This window comes from Pseudomonas faucium (assembly GCF_021602585.1).
GTDB classification, from domain to species: domain Bacteria; phylum Pseudomonadota; class Gammaproteobacteria; order Pseudomonadales; family Pseudomonadaceae; genus Aquipseudomonas; species Aquipseudomonas faucium.
In genome coordinates this window covers 44,032-70,637 of the sequence record NZ_BQIP01000006.1, presented here as the reverse complement: position 1 = coordinate 70,637, position 26,606 = coordinate 44,032, and the positions used below count along the sequence as shown (strand labels likewise).

General features: G+C 64.9%; 22 protein-coding genes and 1 pseudogene. 17 read left to right on the top strand and 6 right to left on the bottom strand.

What is annotated here, in order from left to right; translation table 11 throughout:
- The first annotated feature begins 130 nt into the window (after window positions 1-130).
- From L6D75_RS09250 to L6D75_RS09205, 10 genes are all read left to right on the top strand, one after another.
- Complete coding sequence (locus L6D75_RS09250; protein WP_176516814.1) at window positions 131-1,813, top strand: fatty acid--CoA ligase; 1,683 nt, start codon at window positions 131-133, stop codon at window positions 1,811-1,813.
- 331 nt (window positions 1,814-2,144) lie between these two features.
- On the top strand, window positions 2,145-4,031 hold the full coding sequence (locus L6D75_RS09245; protein ID WP_176516815.1) for a DUF1302 domain-containing protein: 1,887 nt from the start codon (window positions 2,145-2,147) through the stop codon (window positions 4,029-4,031).
- 25 nt (window positions 4,032-4,056) lie between these two features.
- Window positions 4,057-5,421, top strand: coding sequence for a DUF1329 domain-containing protein (locus tag L6D75_RS09240; RefSeq protein WP_176516817.1), 1,365 nt, complete (start codon window positions 4,057-4,059; stop codon window positions 5,419-5,421).
- Between the two features lie 249 nt (window positions 5,422-5,670).
- A complete protein-coding gene (locus L6D75_RS09235) occupies window positions 5,671-8,388 on the top strand; it encodes a winged helix-turn-helix domain-containing protein (protein WP_176516819.1) in 2,718 nt (905 codons plus the stop codon).
- A gap of 113 nt (window positions 8,389-8,501) precedes the next feature.
- Window positions 8,502-10,109, top strand: coding sequence for a tetratricopeptide repeat-containing response regulator (locus L6D75_RS09230; protein WP_176516821.1), 1,608 nt, complete (start codon window positions 8,502-8,504; stop codon window positions 10,107-10,109).
- Window positions 10,106-10,798, top strand: a complete 693-nt coding sequence (locus L6D75_RS09225; protein WP_176516823.1) for a sensor histidine kinase — start codon at window positions 10,106-10,108, stop codon at window positions 10,796-10,798. The genes L6D75_RS09230 and L6D75_RS09225 overlap by 4 nt, the downstream gene beginning before the upstream one ends.
- 149 nt (window positions 10,799-10,947) lie before the next feature.
- Window positions 10,948-11,226 (top strand): AbrB/MazE/SpoVT family DNA-binding domain-containing protein, encoded by a 279-nt coding sequence (locus tag L6D75_RS09220; protein ID WP_176516825.1) that lies wholly within the window; start codon window positions 10,948-10,950, stop codon window positions 11,224-11,226.
- A gap of 29 nt (window positions 11,227-11,255) precedes the next feature.
- Window positions 11,256-11,570: a type II toxin-antitoxin system ChpB family toxin gene (locus tag L6D75_RS09215; protein WP_282444045.1), complete on the top strand. Its 315-nt coding sequence runs from the start codon at window positions 11,256-11,258 to the stop codon at window positions 11,568-11,570.
- Window positions 11,571-11,579: 9 nt separating this feature from the next.
- Window positions 11,580-12,224, top strand: coding sequence for an MBL fold metallo-hydrolase (locus L6D75_RS09210; RefSeq protein WP_176516829.1), 645 nt, complete (start codon window positions 11,580-11,582; stop codon window positions 12,222-12,224).
- A gap of 109 nt (window positions 12,225-12,333) precedes the next feature.
- The gene (locus L6D75_RS09205) at window positions 12,334-13,056 is read left to right on the top strand and encodes a YiaD family glycine zipper/OmpA-like lipoprotein (RefSeq protein ID WP_176516831.1); all 723 of its coding nucleotides are present in this window, start codon (window positions 12,334-12,336) and stop codon (window positions 13,054-13,056) included.
- Window positions 13,057-13,093: 37 nt separating this feature from the next.
- Here L6D75_RS09205 and pta read toward each other — a convergent pair whose 3' ends face one another.
- Both pta and L6D75_RS09195 read right to left on the bottom strand, forming a co-directional pair.
- Window positions 13,094-15,181: a phosphate acetyltransferase gene (gene pta / locus L6D75_RS09200; RefSeq protein WP_176516833.1), complete on the bottom strand. Its 2,088-nt coding sequence runs from the start codon at window positions 15,179-15,181 to the stop codon at window positions 13,094-13,096.
- A 29-nt stretch (window positions 15,182-15,210) separates the two neighbouring features.
- Window positions 15,211-15,498 (bottom strand): DUF3565 domain-containing protein, encoded by a 288-nt coding sequence (locus L6D75_RS09195; protein ID WP_236193512.1) that lies wholly within the window; start codon window positions 15,496-15,498, stop codon window positions 15,211-15,213.
- Between the two features lie 13 nt (window positions 15,499-15,511).
- Here L6D75_RS09195 and L6D75_RS09190 point away from each other — a divergent pair, with 13 nt between their 5' ends.
- The 3 genes from L6D75_RS09190 (at window position 15,512) to L6D75_RS09180 (ending at window position 17,888) form a co-directional block, all read left to right on the top strand.
- On the top strand, window positions 15,512-15,997 hold the full coding sequence (locus L6D75_RS09190) for an FKBP-type peptidyl-prolyl cis-trans isomerase (RefSeq protein ID WP_176516835.1): 486 nt from the start codon (window positions 15,512-15,514) through the stop codon (window positions 15,995-15,997).
- A gap of 145 nt (window positions 15,998-16,142) precedes the next feature.
- Entirely contained in the window at window positions 16,143-16,625 is a 483-nt protein-coding gene (locus L6D75_RS09185) for a glutathione peroxidase (protein ID WP_176516837.1), read from the top strand.
- 159 nt (window positions 16,626-16,784) lie between these two features.
- On the top strand, window positions 16,785-17,888 hold the full coding sequence (locus L6D75_RS09180; RefSeq protein WP_176516839.1) for an NADH:flavin oxidoreductase: 1,104 nt from the start codon (window positions 16,785-16,787) through the stop codon (window positions 17,886-17,888).
- On the opposite strand, the gene L6D75_RS09175 is transcribed toward L6D75_RS09180, so the two are convergent.
- Window positions 17,857-19,071: a glycosyltransferase family 4 protein gene (locus tag L6D75_RS09175; RefSeq protein WP_176516841.1), complete on the bottom strand. Its 1,215-nt coding sequence runs from the start codon at window positions 19,069-19,071 to the stop codon at window positions 17,857-17,859. The genes L6D75_RS09180 and L6D75_RS09175 overlap by 32 nt on opposite strands.
- Before the next feature lie 157 nt (window positions 19,072-19,228).
- On the opposite strand from L6D75_RS09175, the pseudogene L6D75_RS27610 reads away from it, so the two are divergent.
- Window positions 19,229-19,978: pseudogene (locus L6D75_RS27610) on the top strand (PAS domain-containing protein); the annotation flags it as partial.
- Window positions 19,979-20,134: 156 nt separating this feature from the next.
- Window positions 20,135-20,566, top strand: coding sequence for a methyl-accepting chemotaxis protein (locus tag L6D75_RS27605; RefSeq protein ID WP_445009185.1), 432 nt, complete (start codon window positions 20,135-20,137; stop codon window positions 20,564-20,566).
- Window positions 20,567-20,617: 51 nt separating this feature from the next.
- On the opposite strand, the gene L6D75_RS09160 is transcribed toward L6D75_RS27605, so the two are convergent.
- Together L6D75_RS09160 and cysZ are read right to left on the bottom strand one after the other, a co-directional pair.
- The gene (locus L6D75_RS09160) at window positions 20,618-21,082 is read right to left on the bottom strand and encodes a hypothetical protein (protein WP_176516845.1); all 465 of its coding nucleotides are present in this window, start codon (window positions 21,080-21,082) and stop codon (window positions 20,618-20,620) included.
- A gap of 104 nt (window positions 21,083-21,186) precedes the next feature.
- Entirely contained in the window at window positions 21,187-21,915 is a 729-nt protein-coding gene (cysZ, locus tag L6D75_RS09155; protein WP_176516847.1) for a sulfate transporter CysZ, read from the bottom strand.
- A gap of 333 nt (window positions 21,916-22,248) precedes the next feature.
- Between cysZ and trxB the strand changes: the two genes are divergently transcribed.
- Entirely contained in the window at window positions 22,249-23,211 is a 963-nt protein-coding gene (gene trxB, locus L6D75_RS09150) for a thioredoxin-disulfide reductase (RefSeq protein WP_176516850.1), read from the top strand.
- Between the two features lie 66 nt (window positions 23,212-23,277).
- Here trxB and nadC read toward each other — a convergent pair whose 3' ends face one another.
- Window positions 23,278-24,126: a carboxylating nicotinate-nucleotide diphosphorylase gene (nadC, locus tag L6D75_RS09145; protein WP_176516852.1), complete on the bottom strand. Its 849-nt coding sequence runs from the start codon at window positions 24,124-24,126 to the stop codon at window positions 23,278-23,280.
- A 241-nt stretch (window positions 24,127-24,367) separates the two neighbouring features.
- On the opposite strand from nadC, the gene L6D75_RS09140 reads away from it, so the two are divergent.
- Window positions 24,368-26,524, top strand: a complete 2,157-nt coding sequence (locus tag L6D75_RS09140) for a DUF1631 domain-containing protein (protein WP_176516854.1) — start codon at window positions 24,368-24,370, stop codon at window positions 26,522-26,524.
- The last annotated feature ends 82 nt before the right edge of the window (window positions 26,525-26,606 follow it).

The following is a 26,606-nucleotide window of genomic DNA, read 5'->3' as shown; positions in this document are numbered from 1 at the left end:
GGGGGCAACCCGCACAATGCCACTCATACCTTCTGCCGCCAAATCATTCCTTCGGCTGATTTGGTCGTCACAATGGCGAACTACAGTTGTTCCCTGACTTGTCCGGCTCGCTTTTCAAGAAGGGATACCCATGCTGCAGACCCGCATCATCAAGCCCGCCGAGGGCGCCTATTCGTTCCCCCTGTTGATCAAGCGCCTGCTGATGTCCGGCAGCCGCTACGAAAAAACCCGCGAAATCGTCTACCGCGACCAGCTGCGGCTGACCTATCCACAACTGGGCGAGCGCATCGCGCGGCTTGCCAACGTGCTGACCGAGGCCGGGGTCAAGGCCGGTGACACCGTGGCGGTGATGGACTGGGACAGCCACCGCTACCTGGAATGCATGTTCGCCATCCCGATGATCGGCGCCGTGGTGCACACCATCAACGTGCGCCTGTCTCCCGAGCAGATCCTCTACACCATGAACCACGCCGAAGACCGCGTGGTGCTGGTCAACAGCGATTTCGTCGGCCTGTACCAGGCCATCGCCGGGCAACTGACCACGGTCGACAAGACCCTGCTGCTGACCGACGGCCCGAGCAAGACCGCCGAGCTGCCCAACCTGGTGGGCGAGTACGAGCAGCTGCTCGCCGCCGCCAGCCCGCAGTACGACTTCCCGGATTTCGACGAAAACTCGGTGGCCACCACCTTCTACACCACCGGCACCACCGGCAACCCCAAGGGCGTGTACTTCACCCATCGCCAGTTGGTGCTGCACACCCTCGCCGAGGCCTCGGTCACCGGCAGCATCGACAGCGTGCGCCTGCTGGGCAGCAACGACGTCTACATGCCGATCACGCCGATGTTCCACGTGCATGCCTGGGGCATCCCCTATGCAGCCACCATGCTGGGCATGAAGCAGGTCTACCCCGGGCGATACGAACCGGACATGCTGATCAAGCTGTGGCGCGAAGAGAAGGTCACCTTCTCCCACTGCGTGCCGACCATCCTGCAGATGCTGCTCAACTGCCCGAGCTCGCAAGGCCAGGACTTCGGCGGCTGGAAGATCATCATCGGCGGCAGCGCGCTCAACCGTTCGCTGTACCAGGCCGCGCTGGCCCGTGGCATCCAGCTGACGGCGGCCTACGGCATGTCCGAAACTTGCCCGTTGATCTCGGCCGCGCACCTCAACGATGAGCTGCAGGCAGGCAGCGAGGACGAGCGCGTCAGCTACCGGATCAAGGCCGGTGTGCCGGTGCCGCTGGTGGAGGCGGCGATCGTCGATGGCGAAGGCAACTTCCTGCCCGCCGATGGCGAGACCCAGGGCGAGCTGGTGCTGCGCGCGCCCTGGCTGACCATGGGCTACTTCAAGGAGCCGGAAAAGAGCGAGGAGCTGTGGCAGGGCGGCTGGCTGCACACCGGTGACGTCGCCACGCTGGACGGCATGGGCTACATCGATATCCGCGACCGCATCAAGGATGTGATCAAGACCGGTGGCGAGTGGATTTCCTCCCTCGACCTCGAAGACCTGATCAGCCGCCACCCCGCCGTGCGCGAAGTGGCCGTGGTCGGGGTGGCCGACCCGCAGTGGGGCGAGCGGCCGTTCGCCTTGCTGGTGGCGCGTGACGGCCAGGTCATCGATGCCAGGACGCTGAAGGATCACCTCAAGCCATTCGTCGAGGAAGGGCGCATCAACAAGTGGGCAATTCCCAGCCAGATCGCCGTTGTTACTGAAATTCCCAAGACCAGTGTCGGCAAGCTCGACAAGAAGCGCATCCGCCAGGACATCGTCCAGTGGCAGGCCAGCAACAGCGCCTTCCTGTCGACCGTATGAGCCTGCGGCGGGTCGCGTGCGTCATAACGCGACCCGCACGCTAGAGCGGCTGGTGCCTTGCCAAACGAGAAAATTACGCCATGCTTGAGCGTTGCCAATGCCCAGCCTGGATAACTTCAGGATGAAATGGCGCCGCAGCGCGCAAATCACACTTTAGAGGGATCAAGCACCTGTGCCTGCTGGCTATAGTCGGGGCCAGGGGATTTTCAGGAATGGGGGAGGGCGACACGCGCAACACGTGTCGCTGCGGGTGCAAGCCCGCATACCGGTCGCTCGGGCCGTTCTTGAAAGGACTCACTGCCATAACAAAAAAGTACATGGAGTAGCGTCGATGACATCTGCAAACACGTTCTGGCGCCGGGCCAAGCTGCCTTTGGCCGTCAGCCTTGCTTCCACGCTCGCAAGTCCTGCTTTTGCGGTCAGTTTCAACATCGGTGAAATCGAGGGCCAGTTCGACTCGTCGCTTTCCGTCGGGGCCAGCTGGTCGACGGCCAACCCGAACAAGAACCTGATCGGCGTCAACAATGGCGGCAAGGGCCTGTCGCAAACCTCTGACGATGGCCACCTCAACTTCAAGAAGGGCGAAACCTTCTCGAAGATCTTCAAGGGCATCCATGACCTTGAGCTCAAGTACGGCGACACCGGCGTGTTCGTGCGTGGCAAGTACTGGTACGACTTCGAGCTCAAGGATGAAAGCCGCCCGTTCAAGGACATCAGCGACTCCGGCCGCAAGGAAGGCGCCAAGTCCTCCGGCGCCCAACTGCTCGACGCCTTCGTCTACCACAACTACTCGATCGGCGATCAGCCGGGCTCGGTGCGCCTGGGCAAGCAGGTGGTGAACTGGGGTGAAAGTACCTTCATCGGCGGCGGCATCAACTCGATCAACCCGATCGACGTGGCCGCCTTCCGCCGCCCCGGCGCCGAGATCAAGGAAGGCCTGATCCCGGTCAACATGTTCTACATCTCGCAGAGCCTCACCGACAACCTGTCGGCCGAAGCCTTCTACCAGATCGAATGGGACCAGACCGTCGTCGACAACTGCGGCACCTTCTTCTCCCAGCCCGACATCATCGCCGATGGCTGCAGCGACAACCTGCGCGTGCTCAACAGCAGCCGTACCGTGCCGGCAGCGGCCCAGCAGTTCCTCGCCAGCCGCGGCGTGAACATCAACGAAGAAGGCGTGATGGTGGCCCGTGGCGCCGACCGCGATGCCCGCGACAGCGGCCAGTTCGGCGTGGCCATGCGCTACATGTTCGAACCGCTGGACACCGAGTTCGGTGCCTACTTCATGAACTACCACAGCCGCGCGCCGATCTTCAGCGCCACCGGCGCCTCGCCATCGGTGTTCGCCGGCCTCAGCCAGCTGCCGCCGCAACTGCGGGCACTGGCGCCGCTGATCGTGGCCGGCAACTCGAAGTACTTCGTCGAGTACCCCGAGGATATCCGCCTGTATGGCCTGAGCTTCTCCACCACCTTGCCCACCGGCACCGCGTGGAGCGGTGAACTCAGCTACCGGCCGAACGCGCCGGTGCAGTTGAACACCACCGACATCCTGTTCGCCGGCGTGCGGCCGATTGGTGGGGCGCTGGCCAACGCATCGCTGCTCAACGGCACGCCAGGCCAGGACCTGCACGGCTATAACCGCAAGGAAATCACCCAGTTCCAGACCACCCTGACGCACTTCTTCGACCAGGTGATGGGCGCCAGCCGCATGACCGTGGTCGGTGAACTGGGCGTCACCCATGTCGGTGGCCTGGAGAACGCCCACGAAACCCGCTATGGCCGTGACCCGGTGTTCGGCCCCGGCCCGCTGCCCGCCACCGGCGGTGCCGACACCTGCCAGGCGCTCAATGCCAGCACCATCGCCGGTGCAGGCCCAGGGGCCTCGACCACCAACCTGAACCGCAAGTGCGAAAACGACGGCTACACCACCAGCACCTCCTGGGGTTACCGCGCGCGGGTCATCTGGGACTACAACGACGTGTTCGCCGGCATCAACCTCAAGCCGAACGTGGCCTGGTCGCATGACGTGTCCGGTTACTCGCCAGGCCCAGGCGGCAACTTCGAGGAAGGCCGCAAGGCAGTCAGCCTTGGCCTGGACGCGGAGTACCTGAACACCTACACCGCCAGCCTGTCGTACACCAACTTCTTCGACGGCAAGTACAGCACCGTGGATGATCGCGACTTCGTCGCCCTCAGCTTCGGCGTGAACTTCTAAGCACACAGATCCAGGACGACACGACATGAACAAGACCAGAAGTCTGCTGCAAGCCGGTGTGCTGGGCCTGTCCCTGCTGGCGACCGGCGTCATGGCTGCGGTTTCCGCTGACGAAGCGGCCAAGCTGGGCACTACCCTGACTCCGATGGGCGCGGAAAAGGCCGGTAACGCCGATGGCTCCATCGGCCCGTGGCAGCCACTGTCCAAGACCGCGGGCAGCGTCGACGCCAAGGGCTTCCTTGCCGACCCTTATGGCAGCGAAAAACCGCTGTTCACCATCACCGCGCAGAACGTCGAGCAGTACAAGGACAAGCTGTCGCCGGGCCAGGTGGCGATGTTCAAGCGCTACCCGGACACCTACAGGATCCCGGTGTACAAGACTCACCGTGGCGCCACCGTGCCTGACGATGTGTTCGCCGCCATCAAGAAGAACGCCACCAGCACCACCCTGGTCGAGGGCGGCAACGGCCTGAACAACTTCCAGACCGCCGTGCCGTTCCCGATCCCCAAAAGTGGCCTGGAGGTGATCTGGAACCACATCACCCGCTACCGAGGCGGCAGCGTCAGCCGTCTGGTGACCCAGGCAACGCCACAAGTGAACGGCACCTTCAACCCGGTGTACTTCTCCGACCAGTTCGTGTTCCGCGACAAGATGAAGGATTACGACCCGAACAACCCGGGCAACATCCTCTTCTACTTCAAGCAGGAAGTGACCGCGCCGGCACGCCTGGCCGGTACCGTGCTGCTGGTGTACGAGACCCTCGACCAGGTCAAGGAGCCACGCCAGGCGTGGATCTACAACGCCGGCCAGCGCCGGGTGCGCAAGGCGCCGCAGGTGTCTTACGACGGCCCGGGTACCGCTGCCGATGGCCTGCGTACCTCGGACAACCTGGACATGTTCAACGGTGCGCCAGACCGCTACGACTGGAAGCTCGAAGGCAAGAAGGAGCTGTACATCGCCTCCAACGCCTACAAGCTCGACGACCCGAAGCTCAAGTACACCGACATCATCAAGGCCGGCCACATCAACCAGGACCTGACCCGTTACGAGCTGCGCCGGGTATGGCATGTGGTTGCGACGCTCAAGCCGAGCCAGCGGCATATCTACGCCAAGCGTGACTTCTATATCGACGAGGATACCTGGCAAGCCGCGGTGATCGACCAGTATGACGGGCGCAACCAGCTGTGGCGCGTTTCCGAGGCGCATTCCCAGGACTACTACAACGTGCAGGTGCCGTGGTACACCCTGGAAGCCATCTACGACCTGCAATCGGGCCGTTACCTGGCCCTGGGCATGAAGAACGAAGAGAAGCGCTCCTACGACTTCGGCTTCAGTGCCAGCAAGGCCGACTTCCAGCCTGCCGCGCTGCGCCAGACCGGTATTCGTTGAAGCACTAACCCCCTCCGTGTGATCTCCCAGAACGCCCCGGCTTGCCGGGGCGTTTCTGTTCTGCCTGGGCAATCACTGCGCTGAATACCCCGCCAAACCCTTGTGGCAGCCGCTGTCTATCAGCCATGTTGCGTTTTGTCGCAGTCTTTTCCTGGGTAATGGCGCCCATTGTCTTCAAATGCGCTGCGTTACCGGCTAGTCTCGCAACAATCCGTACCGCCGTTGTCTTCCAATCATAACGAGCCGGCCATGACAGATCTGTCCCGTACGCATGGATTCGCCAGCCAGGCCATGGGCCTGCTGGACGGGCGTTTCTTCCGGCCGCCATTACCGGAAGGCCACGTCGCGCGTGCGCGCTTGTGCCAGCGCCTGCACGCGGGCCTTGCCGGGCGCCTGCTGCTGGTCAACGCCCCGGCGGGGTTCGGCAAAAGCTCCCTGGCCATCGAGTTCTGCGAGGCCTTGCCTGCTCACTGGCGCAGCCTGTGGCTTGGCCTGAGCCAGCGCGATGCCGACCCTGGCCGCTTCCTCGAGCGCCTGCTCGAAGGCCTGCAGCAGTACTGCCCGGCCCTGGGCGGGCAGGCCATGGGCCTGCTGAAGATGCGCCAGCGCCATCAGCCCTTCGCCTTCGAGGAGTGGCTCGACGGCCTGCTCGACGAGCTGGGGCTCTACCTGCAGGCCGATACGCCCTTGCTGCTGGTACTGGACGACTATCACCTGGCCCAGGGGGCGGTACTCGACCGCTGCCTGCAGTTTTTCCTCAACCACCTGCCAAGCGGCCTGGTGTTGCTCATCACCAGCCGCCAGCGCCCGGACTGGCACCTGGCACGGCTGCGCCTGTCGCGGCAACTGACCGAACTCAACGAACAGGACCTGCGCCTGACCGCCGATGAGGCGCTGGCCGTCATCGGCTGCCAGCCGACCGGGCTGCGCGGCCAGGCCCTGGACAACCTGATCCAGCGCAGCGACGGCTGGGTGGCCGGGCTGCGCTTCTGGCAACTGGCCGCCAGCGAAAGCGGCGACGAGCATGCCTTGCCCCAGGCGCTGCACGGGGGCGAGGGGCTGATTCGCGACTACCTGCTCGAAGAAGTCATCGACATCCTGCCGCAGGACGTGCAGGCCTTTCTGTTCGACACCGCGTGCCAGGAGCGTTTCTGCGCGGAACTGTGCGATGCCCTGCGCGAGCGCCATGACAGCGCCGTGATCCTGCGTTTCCTGCAGGCACACCAGGTATTTCTGGTGCCGCTCGACGAGCATGGCCAGTGGTACCGTTATCACCACCTGTTCTCCGACCTGCTGCGCAGCCGCCAGTCCAGCGAGCCGCTGGCTCGCCTGCACCTGCGTGCCTGCCGCTGGTTCCAGGCCCAGGGCCTGCTCGACGAAGCCGTGGAGCAGGCTCTGCGCGCCGGCCACCTGGACGTTGCCGCCAACCTGGTGCAGAGCCTTTCGGAGGAGCAACTGCTGGCCGAGCAGAACGTCGGCATGCTGCTGCGCTGGAAGATGGACCTGCCCGACAGCCTGCTGATCAGCACCCCGCGGCTGATCGTGCTGTACAGCTGGGCCCTGGGCCTGGCTTGCCAGCTGGATGCCGCAGAAGAACTGGCGAGCAACCTCAGCCGCTTCCTGCCCGCGCCTTCGGCCACGGCGCAGAAGTCGATGCTGGCGCAGTGGCTGGCATTGAGCGGGGTCATCGCCCGTGGCCGTGGTGATCGTCAGCGCACCCTGGCCTATTGCAGCGAAGCGCTGCAGAGCCTGCCGTGCAAGCGCTATGGGCAACGGCTGGTGTGCCTGTCGACGCTGTCGAACCTGGCCATCGCCGATGCCGACTACTGGCGTGCGCGGGGCTGGAACCGCGAAGCGCTCGAGCTGGCGCAGCGTGTCGGCAACCCATTGTTCGAGGCCCTGGCGCACTACGACCGCGCCCGCGTGCTGCATGCCCGTGGCGAGGTGCTGCGGGCACTGGAGGAGGTGAGCCAGGGGTTGCAGCGTCTGCAGGGGTTGCCGGCGCAGCGCCTGTATGCCGTGCGCGCGCGCTTGACCCTGTACGAAGGCTACCTGCTGGTTTCGCGCCTGCAGCCGGCCCAGGGGCGTGCGCGCCTGCGGGCCGGGCTGGGCGAGGCGCGTGCCTGTCGCGACATCAGCGTGCTCATCGGCCACTGCGTGATCGCCGCGCTCGATGGCCGCGAGGGCCACTATGCCGAGGCGTTCGCCGAGCTGGCCGAGGCCGAGCGGCTGATGCACATCTGGGACGTGCCCCCGATCTTCTACCTGGCCATGATTACCCTGGTCAAATGCGAGCTGTGGCTGGCCCAGGGGCGTACCGACCTTGCCGAGTCGTGGTTGCTGCGCCTGGGGCAGACCTATGGCGGCGAGCATCCGGCGGCGGCGCCGGAGTTCCACCCCTTGCTGCCCTTGCACATCGAGTTGCAGCAGGCGCTGCTCGAGCGGGTACAGGGGCGCAGCGACGAGGCCGAGGTACGCCTATGTGCCCTGGTCGAGCGCGGCCAGGCCACGGGCGGCATGTTGCTGGCCTTGAGCGCGGCGTGCCAGTGGATGCTCCTGCTGCTGGCCGACGGGCGCGAGGGCGAGGCTGCCGGGCAGTTGCCAATGGCCCTGGCAGCAGCCCGTGGCGGGGTGTTGCTGCCGTTCCAGCGGCTGATAGAACTGCATCCGGCATGGCTGCGAGAGCAGCTGCTTGCGCAGCCGGCTTGCCAGGTTCAGGCCAAGCTGCTGGCGCACCTGCCCGAGCTCGCCATGCCCGCCGCGGGTGCTGGCGAAGCGCTGAGCGGCCGTGAGCTGGCAGTGCTGGAGCTGATTGCCCAGGGCTGTTCCAACCAGCAGATCAGCGAGCGGTTGTTCATTTCCCTGCACACCGTCAAAACCCACGCCAGCCACATCAACAGCAAGCTGGGCGTGGAGCGTCGAACCCAGGCGGTGGCCCGGGCCAAGTCGCTGGGCCTGCTGGCCTGAGGCTATCGTTCAGCGTTGCGTGCAGTACCCTCATATTTCCCGACCAGCGGCCGATACAGGATTTGGCGGTATAGGCATCGCCGCACTCCCATCCTCCAACACAGGTCGAGTTGATGCTGCAGTACGGGCAAAAGAGCTTTCTGATCGTCGACGACTTCACCGACTTCCGCACCTCGACACGTTCCATGCTGCGCGAGCTGGGCGTGCGTGACGTGGACACTGCCGACAGCGGTGAGCAAGCCCTGCGCATGTGCGGGCAGAAGCGTTACGACTTCATTCTCCAGGACTTCCACCTGGGTGACGGCAAGAAGAACGGCCAGCAGGTGCTCGAGGACATGATCCTCGACAAGCTGATCAGCCATGAGTGCGTGTTCATCATGGTCACCGCCGAAAGCAGCCAGGCGATCGTGCTCAGCGCCCTCGAGCATGAGCCGGACGCCTACCTGACCAAGCCGTTCAACCGCGTCGGCCTGGCCCAGCGCCTGGACAAGCTGACCCAGCGCAAGACCTTGCTCAAGCCGATTCTCCAGGCCCTGGACCGCGGCCGCCCGGCCGAGGTGCTGGCGGCCTGTGCCGAGCTGTGCAAGAAAGACCCGCGCTTCGCGCCGCTGTGCTTGCGCTACCGGGCCGATGCCTTGCGTGCGCTGAACCGCTTCGAGGAGCTGGAGAAGTTTCTCAAGACCATCCTCGCCAGCCGCCCGCAGCCCTGGGTGTATGCCGCGCTGGGCAGCCTGATGCACAAGCGCGGCCAGCACGCCCAGGCCCAGGGGGTGTACGAGCAGGCGCTCAAGGCCTTCCCGATCATGCCCGGCCTGTACGACGGCATGGCCGATGTGCTGGTCGCCCAGGGCGACACCAAGCGTGCGCAGAACATGCTCGAAGAAGCGGTGCGCCTGTCGCCGCTGGCAGTGCGCCGCCAGGCCACGCTGGGCAAGCTGGCGCTGGACAACGAAGATTTCGAGAGCGCTTCCAAGGCGTTTCGCCATGCGGTCAACCAGGGCCAGAGCTCGCGCTACAAGGACGCTGAAAGCAACCTTGGGCTGGTCCAGGCGCTGATGAACAAGAACGCCGGTTTCGGCCTGGACGCGCGTACCCGCGTCGAGATCAACACCGTGCTCAGCGAAGTGGCCAAGGACAACGCCGACGACCAGGGCCTGCAGGTGCGTGCGCGCTTGATGAAAGCTGCCAGCCTGCAGCAGGCCGGCGATGCCGAAACGGCCGCCAAGCTCACCGAGCAGGCCATTGGCCGGCTGGACAAGATGGACCAGTTCTTCTCGGTCGAGGCGGCCTTGACCGTGGCCAGGCAGTTGCAGTCACTGGGCCAGGAAAGCGCCGGCAGCACCATCCTCAAAGGCTGCGTGGAAACCTACGGCGATGACCCCAAGGTGATGCAGAGCGTGGCCAAGCTGACCGACGACCCGAGCGTGCTCGGCGCGGTCACCGAGGCGGTCGACCTCAACCGCCAGGGGGTACGCAGCTACCAGGCCGGGCAACTCAACGAAGCGTTGCAGATGTTCCGCAAGGCCCTGTCGTTGCAGCCGAAGAACATCAGCATCGCGCTCAACACCGCCCAGGCACTGCTGCGCATCGGTGGCGAAGCCACGCCGCCGGCCATCCTCCAGGAGTGCCGCGCCTGCCTGACCAGCGTGGCCGGTATCCCCGCCAGCGACAGCCGCTACGACCGCTATCGCAAATTGCACATCAAGGTGTTCGGCGCATGAGCCAGGACAATCAGGGGCTGGATTTTTCCACGGTGATCGCCTCCACCGTGCACGACCTGAAAAACTCGCTGTCAGCGCTGATCCAGTCCCACGACCAGTGGCTGGCGCGCCTGCCCGAAGACCTGCGCGGCGGTACCGAGCAAGGCGTGATCGAGCACGAGTTCCGCCACCTCAACGGTATGCTGGTGCAGCTGCTCGGGTTGTACAAGCTGGGCGTCAACCAGCTGCCGATCTGCCCGGACTACCACGAGCTGGATGACTTCATCGAAGCTCAGCTGGCGGCCCACCAGCAAGTGCTGGAGCACAACGACATCCTCGCTACCTGGCGCATCGACAGCGACAACCCGCTGGGCTTCTTCGACCGCGAGCTGGTGGCCTCGGTGATCGCCAACGTGGTCACCAATGCCACGCGCTATGCCGGGCATGCGTTGTTGATCAGCATTGGCGAAGAAAACGATCACCTGGTCATCAGCGTCAACGACGACGGCCCCGGTTACCCGGCGCGCATGCTCGAGCGGCAGCAGGATTACGTGCAGGGCATCGAGGCGCAGGGCGGCAGCACCGGGCTTGGGCTGTACTTTGCGGCGCGCATCGCGGCGTTGCATGAGCGTGACGGGGTGCGTGGGCGGATCGAGATTTCCAATGGCGGGACGCTTGGGGGTGGGTTGTTCAAGTTGTATTTGCCTTGAACGCCGACTGAGCATTTGTAGGCCGTTTCCCAAGACTTCGTGTGGAAGCTCTCGCTGGTGAGATCCAGGCTTTTTTTGCTGCTGGGCGAGCGAAACTGTAGATACGCCGTTTCTACATTTCACTTGCAATCACTTGGAGGGTTTCTACTATGTATCTACCTTGGGAGATACTCATGCAGATCAAAATTCAGCAATGGGGCAACAGCGCCGCCATTCGCCTGCCGTCGACCGTCCTCAAACAAATGCGCCTCGGTGTCGGCTCTACCCTGAGCCTGGACACTGCAGGCGAAACGCTGGTGCTCAAACCCGTCAGGCCCAAGCCCAAATACACCCTCGAAGAGCTGATGGCGCAATGTGACCTGAACGCGCCGGAGCCCGAGGACATGGCCGGCTGGAACGCCATGCCTCCAGTGGGGCGTGAAGTGTGAGGCGGGTCGGGTTCGGCAGAGGCGATATCGTGCGTGTCAATCTCGACCCTACGCTAGGTCGCGAGCAGCAGGGCAGTGGGCGCCCGGCGTTGGTGATTTCGCCGGCTGCCTTCAATGCCTCGGGCCTTGCCGTGATCGTACCCATATCCCAAGGCGCGGACTTCGCCAGGCATGCCGGATTTGCCGTTACCCTCAGCGGCGCGGGCACGCAGACCCAAGGCGTGATGCTCTGCAACCAGCTTCGCACGGTCGACCTTGAAGCCCGAGGCGCCAAACGCATCGAGTCGGTTCCTGAGGGGGTGATCCTCGACGCGCTGGCTCGCATTCAAACGCTATTCGATTGATTGACGCTCATGGAAAACACACCGCTAGCCCTCATCCGCGAAACCTTCCCCGTCGGCCCCCTGCAGTGCAACTGCACGCTGATCGGCGACCCGCTCACGCGCAAGGCCATCGTCGTCGACCCGGGCGGCGACCCGGAGAAGATCCTCGCCCGCCTGCAGGCCCACGGCCTGACCCTGGTGAGCATCATCCACACCCACGCGCACTTCGATCACTTCCTCGCGTCCGGCAAACTCAAGGAACTCACCGGCGCCACCTTGCACCTGCACAAGGCTGACCAGGCGCTGTGGGACAACCTGGAAATGCAATGCCAGATGTTCGGCGTGCCCTACACGCCAGTGCCGCCGCCAGACCGCTGGCTGGGTGACGACGAGGAGCTGGCCTGCGGCTGCGGCGTCGCCTTGCACACGCCGGGGCACACCCCGGGCTCAATGAGCTTCTGGTTCGCCGACGCCAAGCTGCTGATCGCCGGTGACACCTTGTTCCGCCGGGGCATTGGCCGCACCGATTTGTGGGGTGGCGACCAACGGGCTATCGTTCGGTCGATCAAGGAGCGGCTGTATCGCCTGGATGAAGACGCGATCGTGGTCACCGGCCACGGCCCCGATACCCGCTTGGGTGACGAGATGCGCGAGAACCCGTTCGTGCGGGCATGAATCCGTATGAACATGTTTTTATGGAATTAATTCGCCTTCATGTGATCCAAGGCTGGCATCGATCCATCTGCGATCTGCCGCACAACTGAATTTTTGTAGGAGCTTGTCCATGTTCACCATGCGTCGTCTGATTATCGTCGCAACCGCTGCAGCCTTGATGACCGGCTGCGCGAGCCAGAACCCTTATGACAGCCAAGGTCAGGCACAAGGCGGCTCCACAGGGATGAGCAAGACCGCCAAGTACGGCGGCCTGGGCGCGCTGGCCGGCGCCATCGCCGGTGCTGCCATCGACCACAACAACCGCGGCAAAGGTGCCCTGATCGGCGCCGCCGCAGTGGGCGCCGCGGCCGCAGGCTATGGCTACTACGCCGACAAGCAGGAAGCCGAGCTGCGCGCGCAGATGGCCAACACCGGCGTCGAAGTGCAGCGCCAGGGCGACCAGATCAAGCTGATCATGCCGGGCAATATCACCTTCGCCACCGACTCGGCGAACATCGCCCCAAGCTTCTACTCGCCGCTGAACAACCTGGCGAACTCGTTCAAGCAGTTCAACCAGAACACCATCGAAGTGGTTGGCTTCACCGACAGCACCGGCAGCCGCCAGCACAACATGGACCTGTCCCAGCGCCGTGCCCAGGCGGTCAGCAGCTACCTGACCTCGCAGGGTGTCGATGCTTCGCGCGTCTCGGTACGTGGCATGGGCCCGGACCAGCCGATCGCCAGCAACGCCGACGCCAATGGCCGGGCGCAGAACCGCCGCGTCGAGGTCAACCTGAAGCCGATCCCGGGCGCTCAGTACGACCAGCAAGGGCAGGTACAGCAGTACCCCTGACCGAACCCAATGGGGCCGCATCGCGGCCCCATTGCTTTTACTGCCGGGTGCTGGCCTGAATCGCGGTCAGGGCGATGGTATGCACGATATCGTCCACCTGCGCCCCTCGGGGCAAGTCGTTCACCGGCTTGCGCAAGCCTTGCAGCATCGGCCCCAGGCTGACCCCGTCGGTGCTGCGCTGCACTGCCTTGTGGGTGGTGTTGCCGGTATTCAGGTCGGGGAACACGAACACCGTCGCACGCCCGGCTACCGGGCTTTGCGGCGCCAGCTGGCGGGCAATGTCCGGGTTGGCGGCAGCGTCGTACTGCAGCGGCCCGTCGATCAGCAGGCCCTGGTCCGTGGTTTGCGCCAGGCGCGTGGCTTCGCGCACCTTCTCCACTTCCTCGTCGCTTGCCGAGTCGCTTGAGTAACTGATCATCGCCACCCGCGGCGCGATGCCGAAGGCAAGTGCCGATTCGGCGCTCTGCCGGGCGATTTCCGCCAGCTCGTCGGCACTGGGGTGCGGGTTCATCACGCAGTCGCCGTACACCAGCACCTGCTCGGGGAACAGCATGAAGTACACCGACGACACCAGGCTGGCGCCCGGTGCGGTCTTGATCAGCTGCAGGGCAGGGCGAATGGTATTGGCGGTGGAGTGCACCAGGCCCGAGACCAGCCCGTCGACCTCATCCAGTGCCAGCATCATGGTGCCGATCACCACCGGGTCCTCGAGCTGCTGTTCGGCCATGGGCGCGTTGAGGTTCTTGCTCTTGCGCAACTCGACCATCGGTTCCACGTAGCGCCCGCGAATCAGCTCCGGGTCGAGCACCTCAAGGTCGGCCGGCAGGGTGATGCCCTGGGCCCGGGCCACCGCCTCGACTTCCTCGGGCTTGGCCAGCAGCACGCAGCGGGCGATGCCGCGCGCCTGGCAGATCGCCGCAGCCTGCACCAGCAAAGGCTCGGCCCCTTCGGGCAGGACGATGCGCTTGTTGGCCTGTTGGGCGCGCTGGATCAACTGATAGCGGAACACCGCCGGCGACAGGCGCAGCTCGCGCGGGGTGCCGCAACGCTGGTGCAGCCAGGCGGCATCGAGGTGGCTGGCGACGAAATCGGTGATGAACTCGGCGCGCTCGCGGTCATCCACCGGAATTTCCCGGTTCAGCGAATTGAGCTGGTTGGCGGTGTCGTAAGAGCCGGTGCTGACCGACAGGATCGGCAGCCCCGCCTGCAGGGCGCCACGGCACAAACCCAGAATGCGCGCATCGGGCTTGCTGTCGCTGGTCAGCAGCAGGCCGGCCAGCGGCACGCCGTTGATCGCCGCCAGGCTCACGGCGAGGATGATGTCGTCGCGATCGCCCGGGGTGACCACCAGGGTGCCTGGGGTGAGCAGCGGCACGGTATTGGCCACGGTGCGTGCGCAGATGATGATCTTGTTCATGCGGCGCTGCTCGTAGTCGCCGGCATTGAGCACCTGGGCACCGAGCAGTTCGGCCACATCGCGGGTGCGCGGGGCGTTCAGCTCGGGCTGGTAGGGGATGCAGCCGAGCAGGCGGAAGTCGTTGCCGCGCAGCAGCGGCGAATGCTCGCGCAGGCGCGTGGCGAAGTCGGCCATGCTTTCGTCGGTGCGCACCTTGTTGAGGATCACGCCGAGCACTTTCGGGTCACGCGGGCCACCGAACAGCTGGGCCTGCAGCTCGACGCGCCCGGACAGCTCGCTGAGCACTTCGTTTTCCGGTGCCGACACCAGGATCACCTCGGCATCCAGGCTCTTGGCCAGGTGCAGGTTGACCCGCGCCGCATAGCTGGCATGGCGCGTGGGCACCATGCCTTCGACCACCACCACGTCGTTGCCGACGCAGGCTTGCTGGTAGAGGCGGATGATCGCTTCGAGCAGTTCGTCGAGCTGGCCATCGCCGAGCATGCGCTCGACCTGGGCCAGGCTCAGAGGCATGGGCGGCTTGATGCCGTGGGTGCGGGCGACCAGCTCGGTGGAGCGCTCCGGGCCGGTGTCGCCAGGGTGCGGCTGGGCAATCGGCTTGAAGAAGCCGACCTTCAGCCCGGCGCGCTCCAGGGTGCGCACCAGGCCCAGGCTGATGGAGGTCAGGCCGACACCAAAGTCGGTCGGCGCGATGAAAAATGTCTGCATGTGCTTCTCGAAATAAGCGTTGCAAGGAATCAACGGCCAAGGGTAGCGCTATCGGCCCCCTGTGCACACCAGCCACAGGCGAAAGCCTGGCCGATGCGCTGCGCGCGTTGCGCCGGGTCGAGCACCCACGGGCGTGCCTGCCACGGCGGCTGGTGGCGCAGGTGCTGGGTGTGGCCGCAGGACAGCTCGACCACCCAGTGGCCCTCTTGGTCCTGGTGGAAGCCGGTGATCCGACTGGTGGGTCGCCCCTCGTCCGAGGTGCGTTCGCAATCAGGCGATGCCTTGGTTACACTTGTGCGTTCTACATTCTTATGCAAAAGGTCTTACCCCATGCTGATCGCCGCCAACAAGGCTGTCTCCATCGACTATACCCTGACCAACGACGCCGGGGAGGTGATTGACAGCTCCTCCGGCGGTGCGCCGCTGGTATACCTGCACGGTGCCGCCAACATCATCCCGGGCCTGGAAAAGGCGCTGGAAGGCAAGCAAGCCGGTGACGAACTGGAAGTTGCCATCGAGCCGGAAGAGGCTTACGGCGAATACCTGGCCGAGCTGGTCAGCACCCTCAACCGCAGCCTGTTCGAAGGTGTCGACGAGCTGGAAGTCGGCATGCAGTTCCACGCCTCGGCGCCGGACGGCCAGATGCAGATCGTCACCATCCGCGACATCGACGGCGACGACGTCACCGTTGACGGCAACCACCCACTGGCTGGCCAGCGCCTGAACTTCAAGGTCAAGGTCGTCGACGTGCGTGATGCCAGCGAAGAAGAAATCGCTCACAAGCACATCCATGGCGAAGGTGGCCATCACCACTGATTTTCTGCGCTAAGCTCAGAAAGTCGCCAGGCGCTCGGACAAGCCGGCTTGCCTCCCCCAGGGAGGTGCACGGCTTGGATGAGCGCCTTTTTAGTGGGCGCGATTCGCCCTTGCGGCAACCGGGAACCTGAGAGGGGATTTCAACATGAGTGCATTCCACGACCTGACATTGAAGGCGCTGAATGGCCAGGACCTGCCCCTGGCACCGTTCAAGGGCCAGGTGGTGCTGGTGGTCAATGTCGCCTCCAAGTGTGGCCTGACGCCGCAATACGCCTCGCTGGAGAAACTCCAGCAGCAGTTCAAGGGCAAGGGCTTCAATGTGCTGGGCCTGCCCTGCAACCAGTTCGCCGGCCAGGAGCCTGGCAGCGAAAAGGACATCCAGGAATTCTGCAGCCTCAATTACGGGGTGAGCTTCCCGCTGGGCGCCAAGCTCGAGGTCAACGGCCCGCAGCGCCATGCGCTTTACCGCTTGCTGGCAGGCGAGGGGGCGGAATTCCCGGGGGATATCAGCTGGAACTTCGAGAAGTTCCTGGTAGGCAAGGATGGGCGGGTGCTGGCGCGCTTTGCCCCGCGCACTGCGCCGGATGACCCGACGGTGGTGCAGGCCATCGAGAAGGCCCTGGGCTGAGCATCCGGGGCCGCTTCGCGCCCCAGTCGCCGGCAAGCCGGCTCCCGCACGGAGCCGGCTTGCCGGCGATACAGCAGAATCACTCAAATCAATGATGCTGGGCTCAGCCACCCGCTGCCCCTAACCTCAGGCGCATTTCCTCCCCAGACGGAAGCGCCCATGTCCACCAATCCGCTGTTCCAGCCCTTCACCCTCGGCGCACTCCAGCTGCCGACCCGCGTCGTCATGGCGCCGATGACCCGTACCTTCTGCCCCGGTGGCGTGCCCCACGCAGGCGTGGTCGATTACTACCGCCGCCGCGCCGCTGCCGGCGTGGGCCTGATCATCACCGAAGGCACCACGGTCGCGCACAAGGCCGCCAACGGTTACCCCAATGTCCCGCGCTTCCACGGCGAAGATGCCCTGGCCGGCTGGAAGCAGGTGGTCGACGCGGTGCATGCCGAAGGCGGGCGCATCGTGCCGCAGCTGTGGCATGTGGGCGCGGTGCGCCGCCTGGGCACTGAGCCGGACGCCAGCGTGCCGGGCTACGGGCCGAGCGAAAAGGTCAAGGACGGCCAGGTCATGGTGCACGGCATGAGCCACGACGATATCCGCGAAGTGATCGCCGCCTTCGCCCAGGCCGCCCGCGATGCCCAGGCCATCGGCATGGACGGCGTGGAAATCCACGGCGCCCATGGCTACCTGATCGACCAGTTCTTCTGGGCGGCCAGCAACCGCCGCGACGATGAATACGGCGGCGACCTGGCCGGCCGCTCGCGCTTCGCCATCGAGCTGATCCAGGCGGTGCGGGCGGCGGTAGGGCCGGACTTCCCGATCATCTTGCGCTTCTCGCAGTGGAAGCAGCAGGACTACAGCGCCCGTCTGGTTGAAACTCCGGAAGACCTGGCTGCGTTCCTCAAGCCGCTGGCCGACGCGGGTGTGGATATCTTCCACTGCTCCACCCGGCGCTTCTGGGAACCGGAGTTCGAGGGTTCGCCATTGAACCTGGCCGGCTGGACCCGCCAATTGACCGGCAAGCCGACCATCACCGTGGGCAGCGTGGGCCTCGATGGCGAGTTCCTGCAGTTCATGGTCGACACCGACAAGGTGGCCAAGCCGGCCAGCCTGGAAGGCCTGTTGCGCCGACTGGGCGATGAGGAGTTCGACCTGGTGGCCGTTGGCCGGGCCTTGCTGGTGGACGCCGAATGGGCGCAGAAGGTGCGCCAGGGCCGCGAGGCCGACGTGCTGCCGTTCAGCCGCGAGGCGCTGGCGACCCTGGCTTGATGGCCAGCGCAGGGTCTGCCACCTGGTTGCCGGTGGGCAACGCGTGGCAGGCATGGCTCAGGTGCATTTCGAACTGCTCGACGATCGCCGGCCAGCCTTGGCGGCTGGCGTGCTGGCGCGCGTTCAGGCGCACCCGGCGCAAGGTTTCGCCTTCTTCGAGCAACCAGCAGGCCGCATCGATGAAGGCGGCCTGGTCGCCCGGCATGGCCAGGGCACCGCTGTGGCCATGGCGGATATGCTGGGCGGCGGCGGCTTCGTCGTAGGCGACCACCGCCAGGCCTGAGGCCATGGCTTCGAGCACCACGTTGCCGAAGGTTTCGGTCAGGCTCGGGAACAGGAACAGGTCGCCACTGGCGTAATGCTCAGCCAGTGCCTCACCCCGCTGCACACCACAGAAAATCGCCTCTGGCAGTTGCTGCTCGAGGGCCGCGCGTTGCGGCCCGTCACCCACCACGATCAAGCGCATGCGCTGCTGTGGATAAGTTTTCTGCAGTGCCGCCAGGCACGGGCGCAGCAGCGCCAGGTTCTTCTCCGCAGCCAGCCGCCCGACATGCACCACGGCAATGTCATCCGCGCCCAGCCCCCAGGCTTCGCGCAGCGCCTGGCTGCGCCGCGCCGGGCTGAACAGGCAGGCATCGACGCCGCGGGCCATCAGGGCCAGGCGCTCGAAGCCGCGCCGTTCCAGCTCCAGGCGTTGGCTGGCACTGGGCACCAGCGTGGCGGCGGTGCGCCGGTGGAACCAGCGCAAGTAGTGGGTGAGCAGCCGCGCCAGCAGCCCCAGGCCATATTGGCCGGAATACTGTGGGAAGTTGGTGTGGAAACCGCTGACCACCGCCACCCCCAGGCGCCTTGCTGCGCGCAGCGCGCTGAGCCCCAGCGGGCCTTCGGTGGCGATGTACAGCACATCCGGGCGCTGCTTGCGCCAGCGTCGCAGCAAACTGTGCATCGACACCTCGCCCCACTGCAGGCCGGGGTAGCCGGGCAGCGCCCAGCCACGGCAGAGCAGCAGCTGCTGGTCGTTATCCACAGGCGCCTCGCCCGCCTGGCGCGGCCGCACGATCTCCACGTGATGGCCACGCTGGCGCAGCCCCTCGCTGAGGCGGCCAAGGGTATTGGCCACCCCATTGATCTCGGGTGGGAAGGTCTCGCTGACCAGGGTGATGCGTAGGGCAGGTGTATTCATGACAAAAAGTTTCCGCCGGCTGCATTGCGCCCAAGTGACAGCCATGTGACGGGCAGATGACGCCTGCTTTCCGGCAGTTTCAGCGGTGTGAATATTTCCTTTCAAGCCGCTCAAGAAGTGCCGCCAGGCAGCCGATGAAGATGCATTCGATCAGGTGATGCGCTCCGGGAGAGCGGTAATGTTCAACAGCAAGCTCAAGAAAGAAATCCAGCAACTGCGTGAAGACCTGTGGTCCGTGGAACAGGTCAAGAGCAGCCTGGACAGCGAAATGCTGGTGCTGCAGCTCGATCCGCAGGGGCGTATCGAGGAGGTCAACGGCAATTTCGAGAAAGAGATGCTGTACCGTGCCGAGCAGCTGATCGGGCGCAACATCGAAGACATCGTGCCCGCGCACGTGAAGAAGCTCGACTTCTACCAGCGCATGAAAAGCGCCATCACCCGTGGCGAGCACCTCAATGGCGCGTTTCGCCTGCTGCGCGGCAATGGCGAAGAGGCCTGGCTGCGCTCGATCCTGCAACCGGTGAAGACCAGTGACGGGCGCATCAAGCACTTTTCCATGCACTCCAGCGACCTGACCCGCACCATCGAAACCTCGCGCGAGCACGAGAGCCTGATCAAGGCGCTGATGCGCTCCACCGCGGTGATCGAGTTCAACCTCGAAGGCCAGGTGCTGACTGCCAACGAGCGCTTCCTGCAGTCGGTGGGCTACAGCCTGGAGCAGGTGCGCGGCAAGCACCACCGCCTATTCTGCGAACCGGAAGAAGCCAATTCGATGGCCTACCAGGCGTTCTGGGACAAGCTGCGCCGCGGCGAGTACGTGGCCGACCGTTTCAAGCGCGTCGATGCCCATGGCCGCACGGTGTGGCTGGAAGCGTCCTACAACCCGATCTTCGATGCCCATGACGTGCTGTACAAGGTGGTCAAGTTCGCCACCGTCATCACCGACCAGGTCAACCAGGAACAGGCCGTGGCCCAGGCGGCCGACATCGCCTACACCACCTCGCTGGAAACCGACGACAGCGCGCGCAAGGCCACCGATGTGGTGACCCAGACCGTCGAAGTGATGCGCGGCCTGGAAGGTTCGATGCAGGACGCCGCCGAAGGCATCCAGGCGCTGGACAAGCAGTCGAAAGTGATTGGCGCGATCATCAAGACCATCAGCGACATCGCCGGCCAGACCAACCTGCTGGCGCTCAACGCCGCCATCGAGGCCGCCCGCGCCGGCGAGCAGGGCCGTGGCTTTGCCGTGGTCGCCGACGAAGTGCGCCAGCTGGCGTCTCGCACCAGCAGCGCCACCGAGGAAATCGCCAAGGTGGTGCAGCAGAACGAGCAGCTGGCCCAGGCCGCGGTGGACATCATCGACACCAGCAAGCGCCAGGCCGAACAAGGGCTGGCGCTGGCGGCGGATACCGGTGGGGTGATCGTCGAGATCCAGGAAGGGGCGAAGAAGGTGGTGGATGCGGTGGGGCAGTTTTCCAATCAGTTGAATCACTGACCGGCCATCGAAGAGGGGCAAGGTCATCAAGGCTGACCTTGCCCGGGCGTATCAGGCGATCGGCGGCATTTGCAGCATTGCCTCGAAGGCCGCTTCGACGGCATTCCAGAAGGCGCCATCGCTGTCTTCGTTGGCGTCCTGGCTGTCTTGGTCCTGATAGGCGAATGGCTCAGGTTTGTTCAACTCCCCCGTGATCAGCGCCCAGGTCAGGTAGATCGCCACCGGAAACTGTTCATCGTCAGCGAGAATCAGATTGGCCTGGGCACCGCCGAGGCCTCGCTCCGAGAGCGCTTGGTCGAGGGCATGGAAGGCTTTGATCTGAACCTTGTCGAAGGCTTCATGTTGTTCGCGGGTCATGTCCTGGGCATCGCGCGTCAGCGCGGCCAATGGGCCCTGCAGGTCAATGGGGCCCTTGGGCTCATCAGGCTCGCTGACCGCCTCGGGTTCTTCTGGCAACTCTGCAACTGCCTCTTCAACTTCTGCTTCTGGAAGTACCTTGTCGTCGTCTTCAATCATCTGTGCAACCTCCTGATGGCGAACGCTCCATTGCGTTCAGAGGCGATTGAAACCGGCGCCATGGCGTTGGGTGATGTAACTATCTACCCAATGAAACGGAGTTATCACGTGCGTTCCCGCACCCAGAACAACGTAGCCCCGGCGACCGCTGCCGGCATCATCAGCACGTTCACCCCCGGAATCATCAGCGCCAGGTAGGTGATGCCGCCAAAGCCCAAGCTCTGCCAGCGCTTGCTGCGCAGCCAGGCGAGCATGTCCTGCCAGCTCATCTTGTTGTTGTCCGCCGGGTAGTCGATGTACTGGATGGCCATCATCCACACCCCGAACATCAGCCACAGCGGCGCGGCGATCACATTGACCACCGGGATGAACGACAGGATGAACAGGCCGATGGCCCGTGGCAGGAAGTAGCCGAGCTTGCGCATCTCGCGGCTGAGGGTGCGCGGCACCATGGCTGCCAGTTCAGCCCAGCTGAAGGCCGGGAAGTTGTCCTGGCCACGCACCACCACCTCGACCTTTTCCGCCAAAAAGCCGTTGAACGGCGCGGCGATGACGTTGGCCACCAGGGTGAAAGTGAAGAACACCATCAGCACCAGCAAGGCGACGAACAGCGGCCAGAGGATATAGCTGAGAAAGCTCAGCCAGCTGGGCAGGGTCGGCATCAGGGCGTCGAGCCACAGGCTGAACTGGTGCCCGGCGAAGTACACCAGGCCGCCGAACAGCAGCAGGTTGATCGCCAGCGGCAGCAGCACGAACAACCGCAGACCGGGGCTGAGCACCAGTTTCAGGCCTTCGCGCAGGTACTGGGGGCCAGAGAGGACAGGGGCTTGCATCGACACGCTCCGAACAGAAGGGAAAACGCGCTGACCTTACCGAGTTTGCCGCGCCGACGAAAGGCAGGTGATCATGAAGAAACCACCTGTAACAAATGCCATAGAGCAGTTTTACCCTGATGAAATCCGTGTATAGAGGATGCCTATGAGGTGGATTGTCGAAGGATATTTCCTTAATCTCTGCCACCTCGCTACAGTGCGCTCAACTTTCCGCTTTCTGGGCCTGCGCGTTGTAGCCTTCCCCAAGTGCTGCGTGGGTCCTTTTTAAATTTCCTGCTGGCGCACCCGGTATCCCGATGCCGGCCTCTGCGGCCCGCTCGACAGGAGTTCGACATGTCTGAAGTACGTCATTCGCGCGTCATCATCCTCGGTTCCGGCCCTGCCGGTTACAGCGCCGCGGTCTATGCTGCCCGCGCCAACCTCAAGCCGCTGCTGATCACCGGCATGCAGGCGGGCGGCCAGCTGACCACCACCACCGAAGTCGACAACTGGCCGGGCGACCCCCATGGCCTGACCGGCCCGGCACTGATGCAGCGCATGCAGGAACACGCCGAGCGTTTCGAGACCGAGATCGTCTTCGACCACATTAACGCCGTCGACCTGGCCAACAAGCCCTACACCCTGCAGGGTGACAGCGGCAGCTACACCTGCGACGCGCTGATCATCGCCACCGGCGCCAGCGCCCGCTACCTGGGCCTGCCGTCGGAAGAAGCGTTCATGGGCAAGGGCGTTTCCGCCTGCGCCACCTGCGACGGCTTCTTCTACCGCAACAAGCCGGTGGCCGTGATCGGCGGCGGCAACACTGCCGTGGAAGAGGCGCTGTACCTGGCCAACATCGCCAGCAAAGTGACCCTGGTGCACCGCCGCGACAGCTTCCGCGCCGAGAAGATCCTGGTCGACAAGCTGCACGCCCGTGTGGCCGAAGGCAAGATCGAGCTCAAGCTCAACGCCACCCTGGACGAAGTGCTGGGTGACAACATGGGCGTGACCGGTGCGCGCCTGAAAAACAACGACGGCAGCAGCGACGAAATCAAGGTCGACGGCGTGTTCATCGCCATCGGCCACACCCCGAACACCTCGCTGTTCGAAGGCCAGCTGACCCTGAAGGACGGCTACCTGGTGGTCAACGGCGGCCGTGAAGGCAACGCCACCGCCACCAACGTCGAAGGCGTGTTCGCCGCAGGCGACGTGGCTGACCACGTTTACCGCCAGGCGATCACCTCGGCAGGCGCCGGCTGCATGGCGGCGCTGGATGTGGAGCGCTACCTGGACGGCCTGGCCAACGCCTCGTTCTGATCCAAGCCCCATGAAAAAACCGGCCCTCTGGCCGGTTTTTTCATGCGTGGATTATGCCGTGCCCGTTCAAAGGCTCAAGCGCATCGACAGGTCCACTGCTTTCACATCCTTGGTCATGGCACCGATGGAGATGTAGTCCACTCCGGTCTCGGCAATCACCCGCAGGGTGCTCTCGGTCACCCCGCCACTGGCTTCGAGCTTGGCCTTGCCCGCCGTGATGCGCACTGCCTCGCGCATTTCATCCAGGCTCAGCTCATCGAGCATGATGATGTCGGCCCCGGCAGCCAGCGCCTGGCGCAGTTCGTCCAGGCTTTCCACCTCGATTTCCACCGGCTTGCCCGGCGCGATGCGGTGCGCTGCGGTCACGGCCTCGGCCACGCCACCGCTGGCGGCGATGTGGTTTTCCTTGATCAGGAAGGCATCGAACAGGCCGATGCGGTGGTTGTCGCAACCGCCGCAGGTGACTGCGTACTTCTGCGCCAGGCGCAGGCCCGGCAGGGTCTTGCGGGTGTCGAGCAGGCGCACCTGGGTGCCGTCCACCATGTCGGCTAGAAACCGCGCCCGGGTGGCCACGCCCGACAACATCTGCAGGAAGTTCAGCGCACTGCGCTCGCCGCTGAGCAGCGAGCGGGCCGGCCCTTCGAGGTGGAACAGCGCCTGGTTGGCGCGGGCACGGTCGCCGTCGGCCACCTGCCAATGCACCGCCACCCGCGGGTCGAGTTGGCGGAACACCGCATCGACCCAGGCAGTGCCGGCAATCACGCAGTCTTCGCGGGTAATGATGCTGGCCTTGGCCAGGCGCTCGGCGGGGATCAGCTGCGCGGTGATGTCGCCACTGCCAATGTCCTCCAGCAGCGCGCGGCGCACGTTGGCTTCGATCTCGGCGGTCAGGTCGGCAAGGCGTAGGTTCGGCATGGTCGGCTCCACAAGCAAGATGCCGGCGATTATAGGGCAGGGGGCCGGCGTGTACAGCGGCCTTGCCACTGACCTTTGGTCAGGCCGTCTGAGCATTTGCGGCAAATGCAGGTCTTTAACCCCGCCTACCAAGTGGTGCTGGCAGCTGTCAGCTTTTTTACCGATAATGGCGCCTACTATTTGGCGTCATAGCTTTGACGATGCTTCGCCCCATCGCACATTACCCAGCAAGGAGTTCGGGATGCAGAAAGAAGGCAAGGTGGTGCCCTTGGCGGCCGCCATCGATCGAGGGGCACGCACGCCTCTGCCTTGCCTTCCGGTGCTGCTCCTGCAGGTGCGCGACAAGGCTGCCCTGCAATTGCGCCAGGGCCTGCAAGCCTTGTTCGACAACGCCGACGACACCCTCTTCGAGATGGCCGACAAGGCGCTCGACCGCTACGACCAGAACCTCTACTTCGAAGCCATGCGCGACCTGCGCCTGAAGCGCAAGAGCATCGAGCGCGGCTTTCTCGACACCTTCTACGACACCTTCGCACGTATCGGCCAGGCCGACCCGCTGGGCGAAGCCGACAGCCTGGGCAACAAGGCGCAACGCGAACGTGAAGCGGCCGTCGAAGGCATGGTCGCGCGCGTGCTGTCGCGTGACGGGCTGGCCCTCGAGCAACTGGGCCTGCGCTTGCAGAGCCTGCTCGAGCGGCCCTTCGGCGAGCGCCGCAACCCGCTGGGGCCTGCCGCGCTGTGCGGCTACTTTCTCGATGCCGGGCGCAACCTGGGCGTTGGCCTGCGGGTCAAGCTGATCCTGCTCAAGCTGTTCGAGCGTTATGTGCTGCGCGACATCGACGTGCTGTATGGCGAGGCCAACCAGTTGCTGGCCGCCGCCGGCGTGCTGCCCGAACTCAAGCCGGCGCCGCGCCGGCGTGCCGACGACCGCCGCCTGGGCACGCGGCGCATCGCCGACAATCTGCCGGCCGACGAGGCCATTGGGGCAGATAGCGCCGGGCAGGCCTTCATCGCCTCGATGCAGGTGCTCCTGGCGCCGACACGCGGGCGCATCGCGCCGCGCCTGCAAGCCCATGCCAGCGCCCAGCCGATCAATACCGCCGACCTCCTGCGCCTGCTCTCGCACCTGCAGCGCTACGTGCCTGCCACGCTCGAAGAGGATGATTTCGAGCTGGGCCAGCAGCTCGAGCAGTTGCTGCTGCGGGTCAGCGTGCGCAGCGGCACGCGCCGGCGCATCGCTGGCGCCGATGAAGACATGATCAACCTGGTCGGCCTGCTGTTCGAGTACATCCAGGCCGACGACAACCTGCCGCAGAGCCTGCGCACGCTGCTCGCGCGCCTGCACATTCCGCTGCTCAAGGTGGCGCTGGTCGACCACGGCCTGTTCAGCCGCGCCAGCCACCCGGCGCGGCGCCTGCTCAACGAGATCGCCGCCGTGGCGATCGGCTGGGACACCGCTGGCGAAGGCCTGCGCGACAGCCTGCACGTGCGCGTCGAGCGCATCGTCCAGCGCCTGCTCGATGACGGCTCGCAAGCCCCGGCATTGTTCGCCGAGCTGCTGGAAGACTTCCTCGCCTTCAGCCACGACGAGCGCCGGCGCAACGAACTGCTCGAGCAACGCACCCGCGATGCCGAAGAGGGCCGCGCCCGCACCTTGCAGGCCCGCCAGCAGGTGCAGCAGGCGCTCAACCAGCGCCTGCACGGGCGTGTGCTGCCCCAGGCGGTAGTGCAGATGCTGGTGCAGGCCTGGAGCCAGGTGTTGCTGCTGGCCCTGCTCAAGCAGGGCGAAGCCTCCCAGGAGTGGCGCAACGCCCTGGCGACCATGGATACGCTGCTCGCCAGCATCACCCCGCACCCCGAGCCCCAGGCCCTGCTGCAACAGGTGCCCGGCCTGCTCAAGGCGCTGCGCGAAGGCCTGGCCGGGGTGGCGCTGGATTCGGCGGCCACGCGCGAATTCTTCCTGCAACTGGAGCAACTGCACCTGCGTGCGTGCACGCCTTCGCCCTGGCCGGCGGGCGATGCCGAGCCTGCATTGGCAGAGGTGCGGGTGGCCGAGGAAATCGTCCTGGCCATCGCCGAGGAGCCGGCCTGTGCACCGCTGCGCCCGCTCGACGAACAGGCCGCGCAATCGCGCATGGTGCGGCGCCTGCGTATCGGCGCCTGGGTCGAGGTGCTGGATGATGACGAGCCGCTGCGCTGCAAGCTGGTGGCCCGCATCGACAGCAGCGACCGCCTGGTATTCGCCAACCGCACCGGCATGAAGGTGCGCGAATGGAATAGCGCCGGCCTGGCCCAGGCCCTGCGCCTGGGTGAAGTGCGCCTGCTGGATGACGGGCTGCTGTTCGAACGGGCGCTGGAGGCCGTGCTCGATGGCCTGCGTCAGCAGCAGGTGCACTGAAGGCTGGTAGCCCACCGGCATTACAATGATTCACATGCAAAGCGTCGCCTGCGCAGGGCATACTGCCGTTCTGTACCGGCGC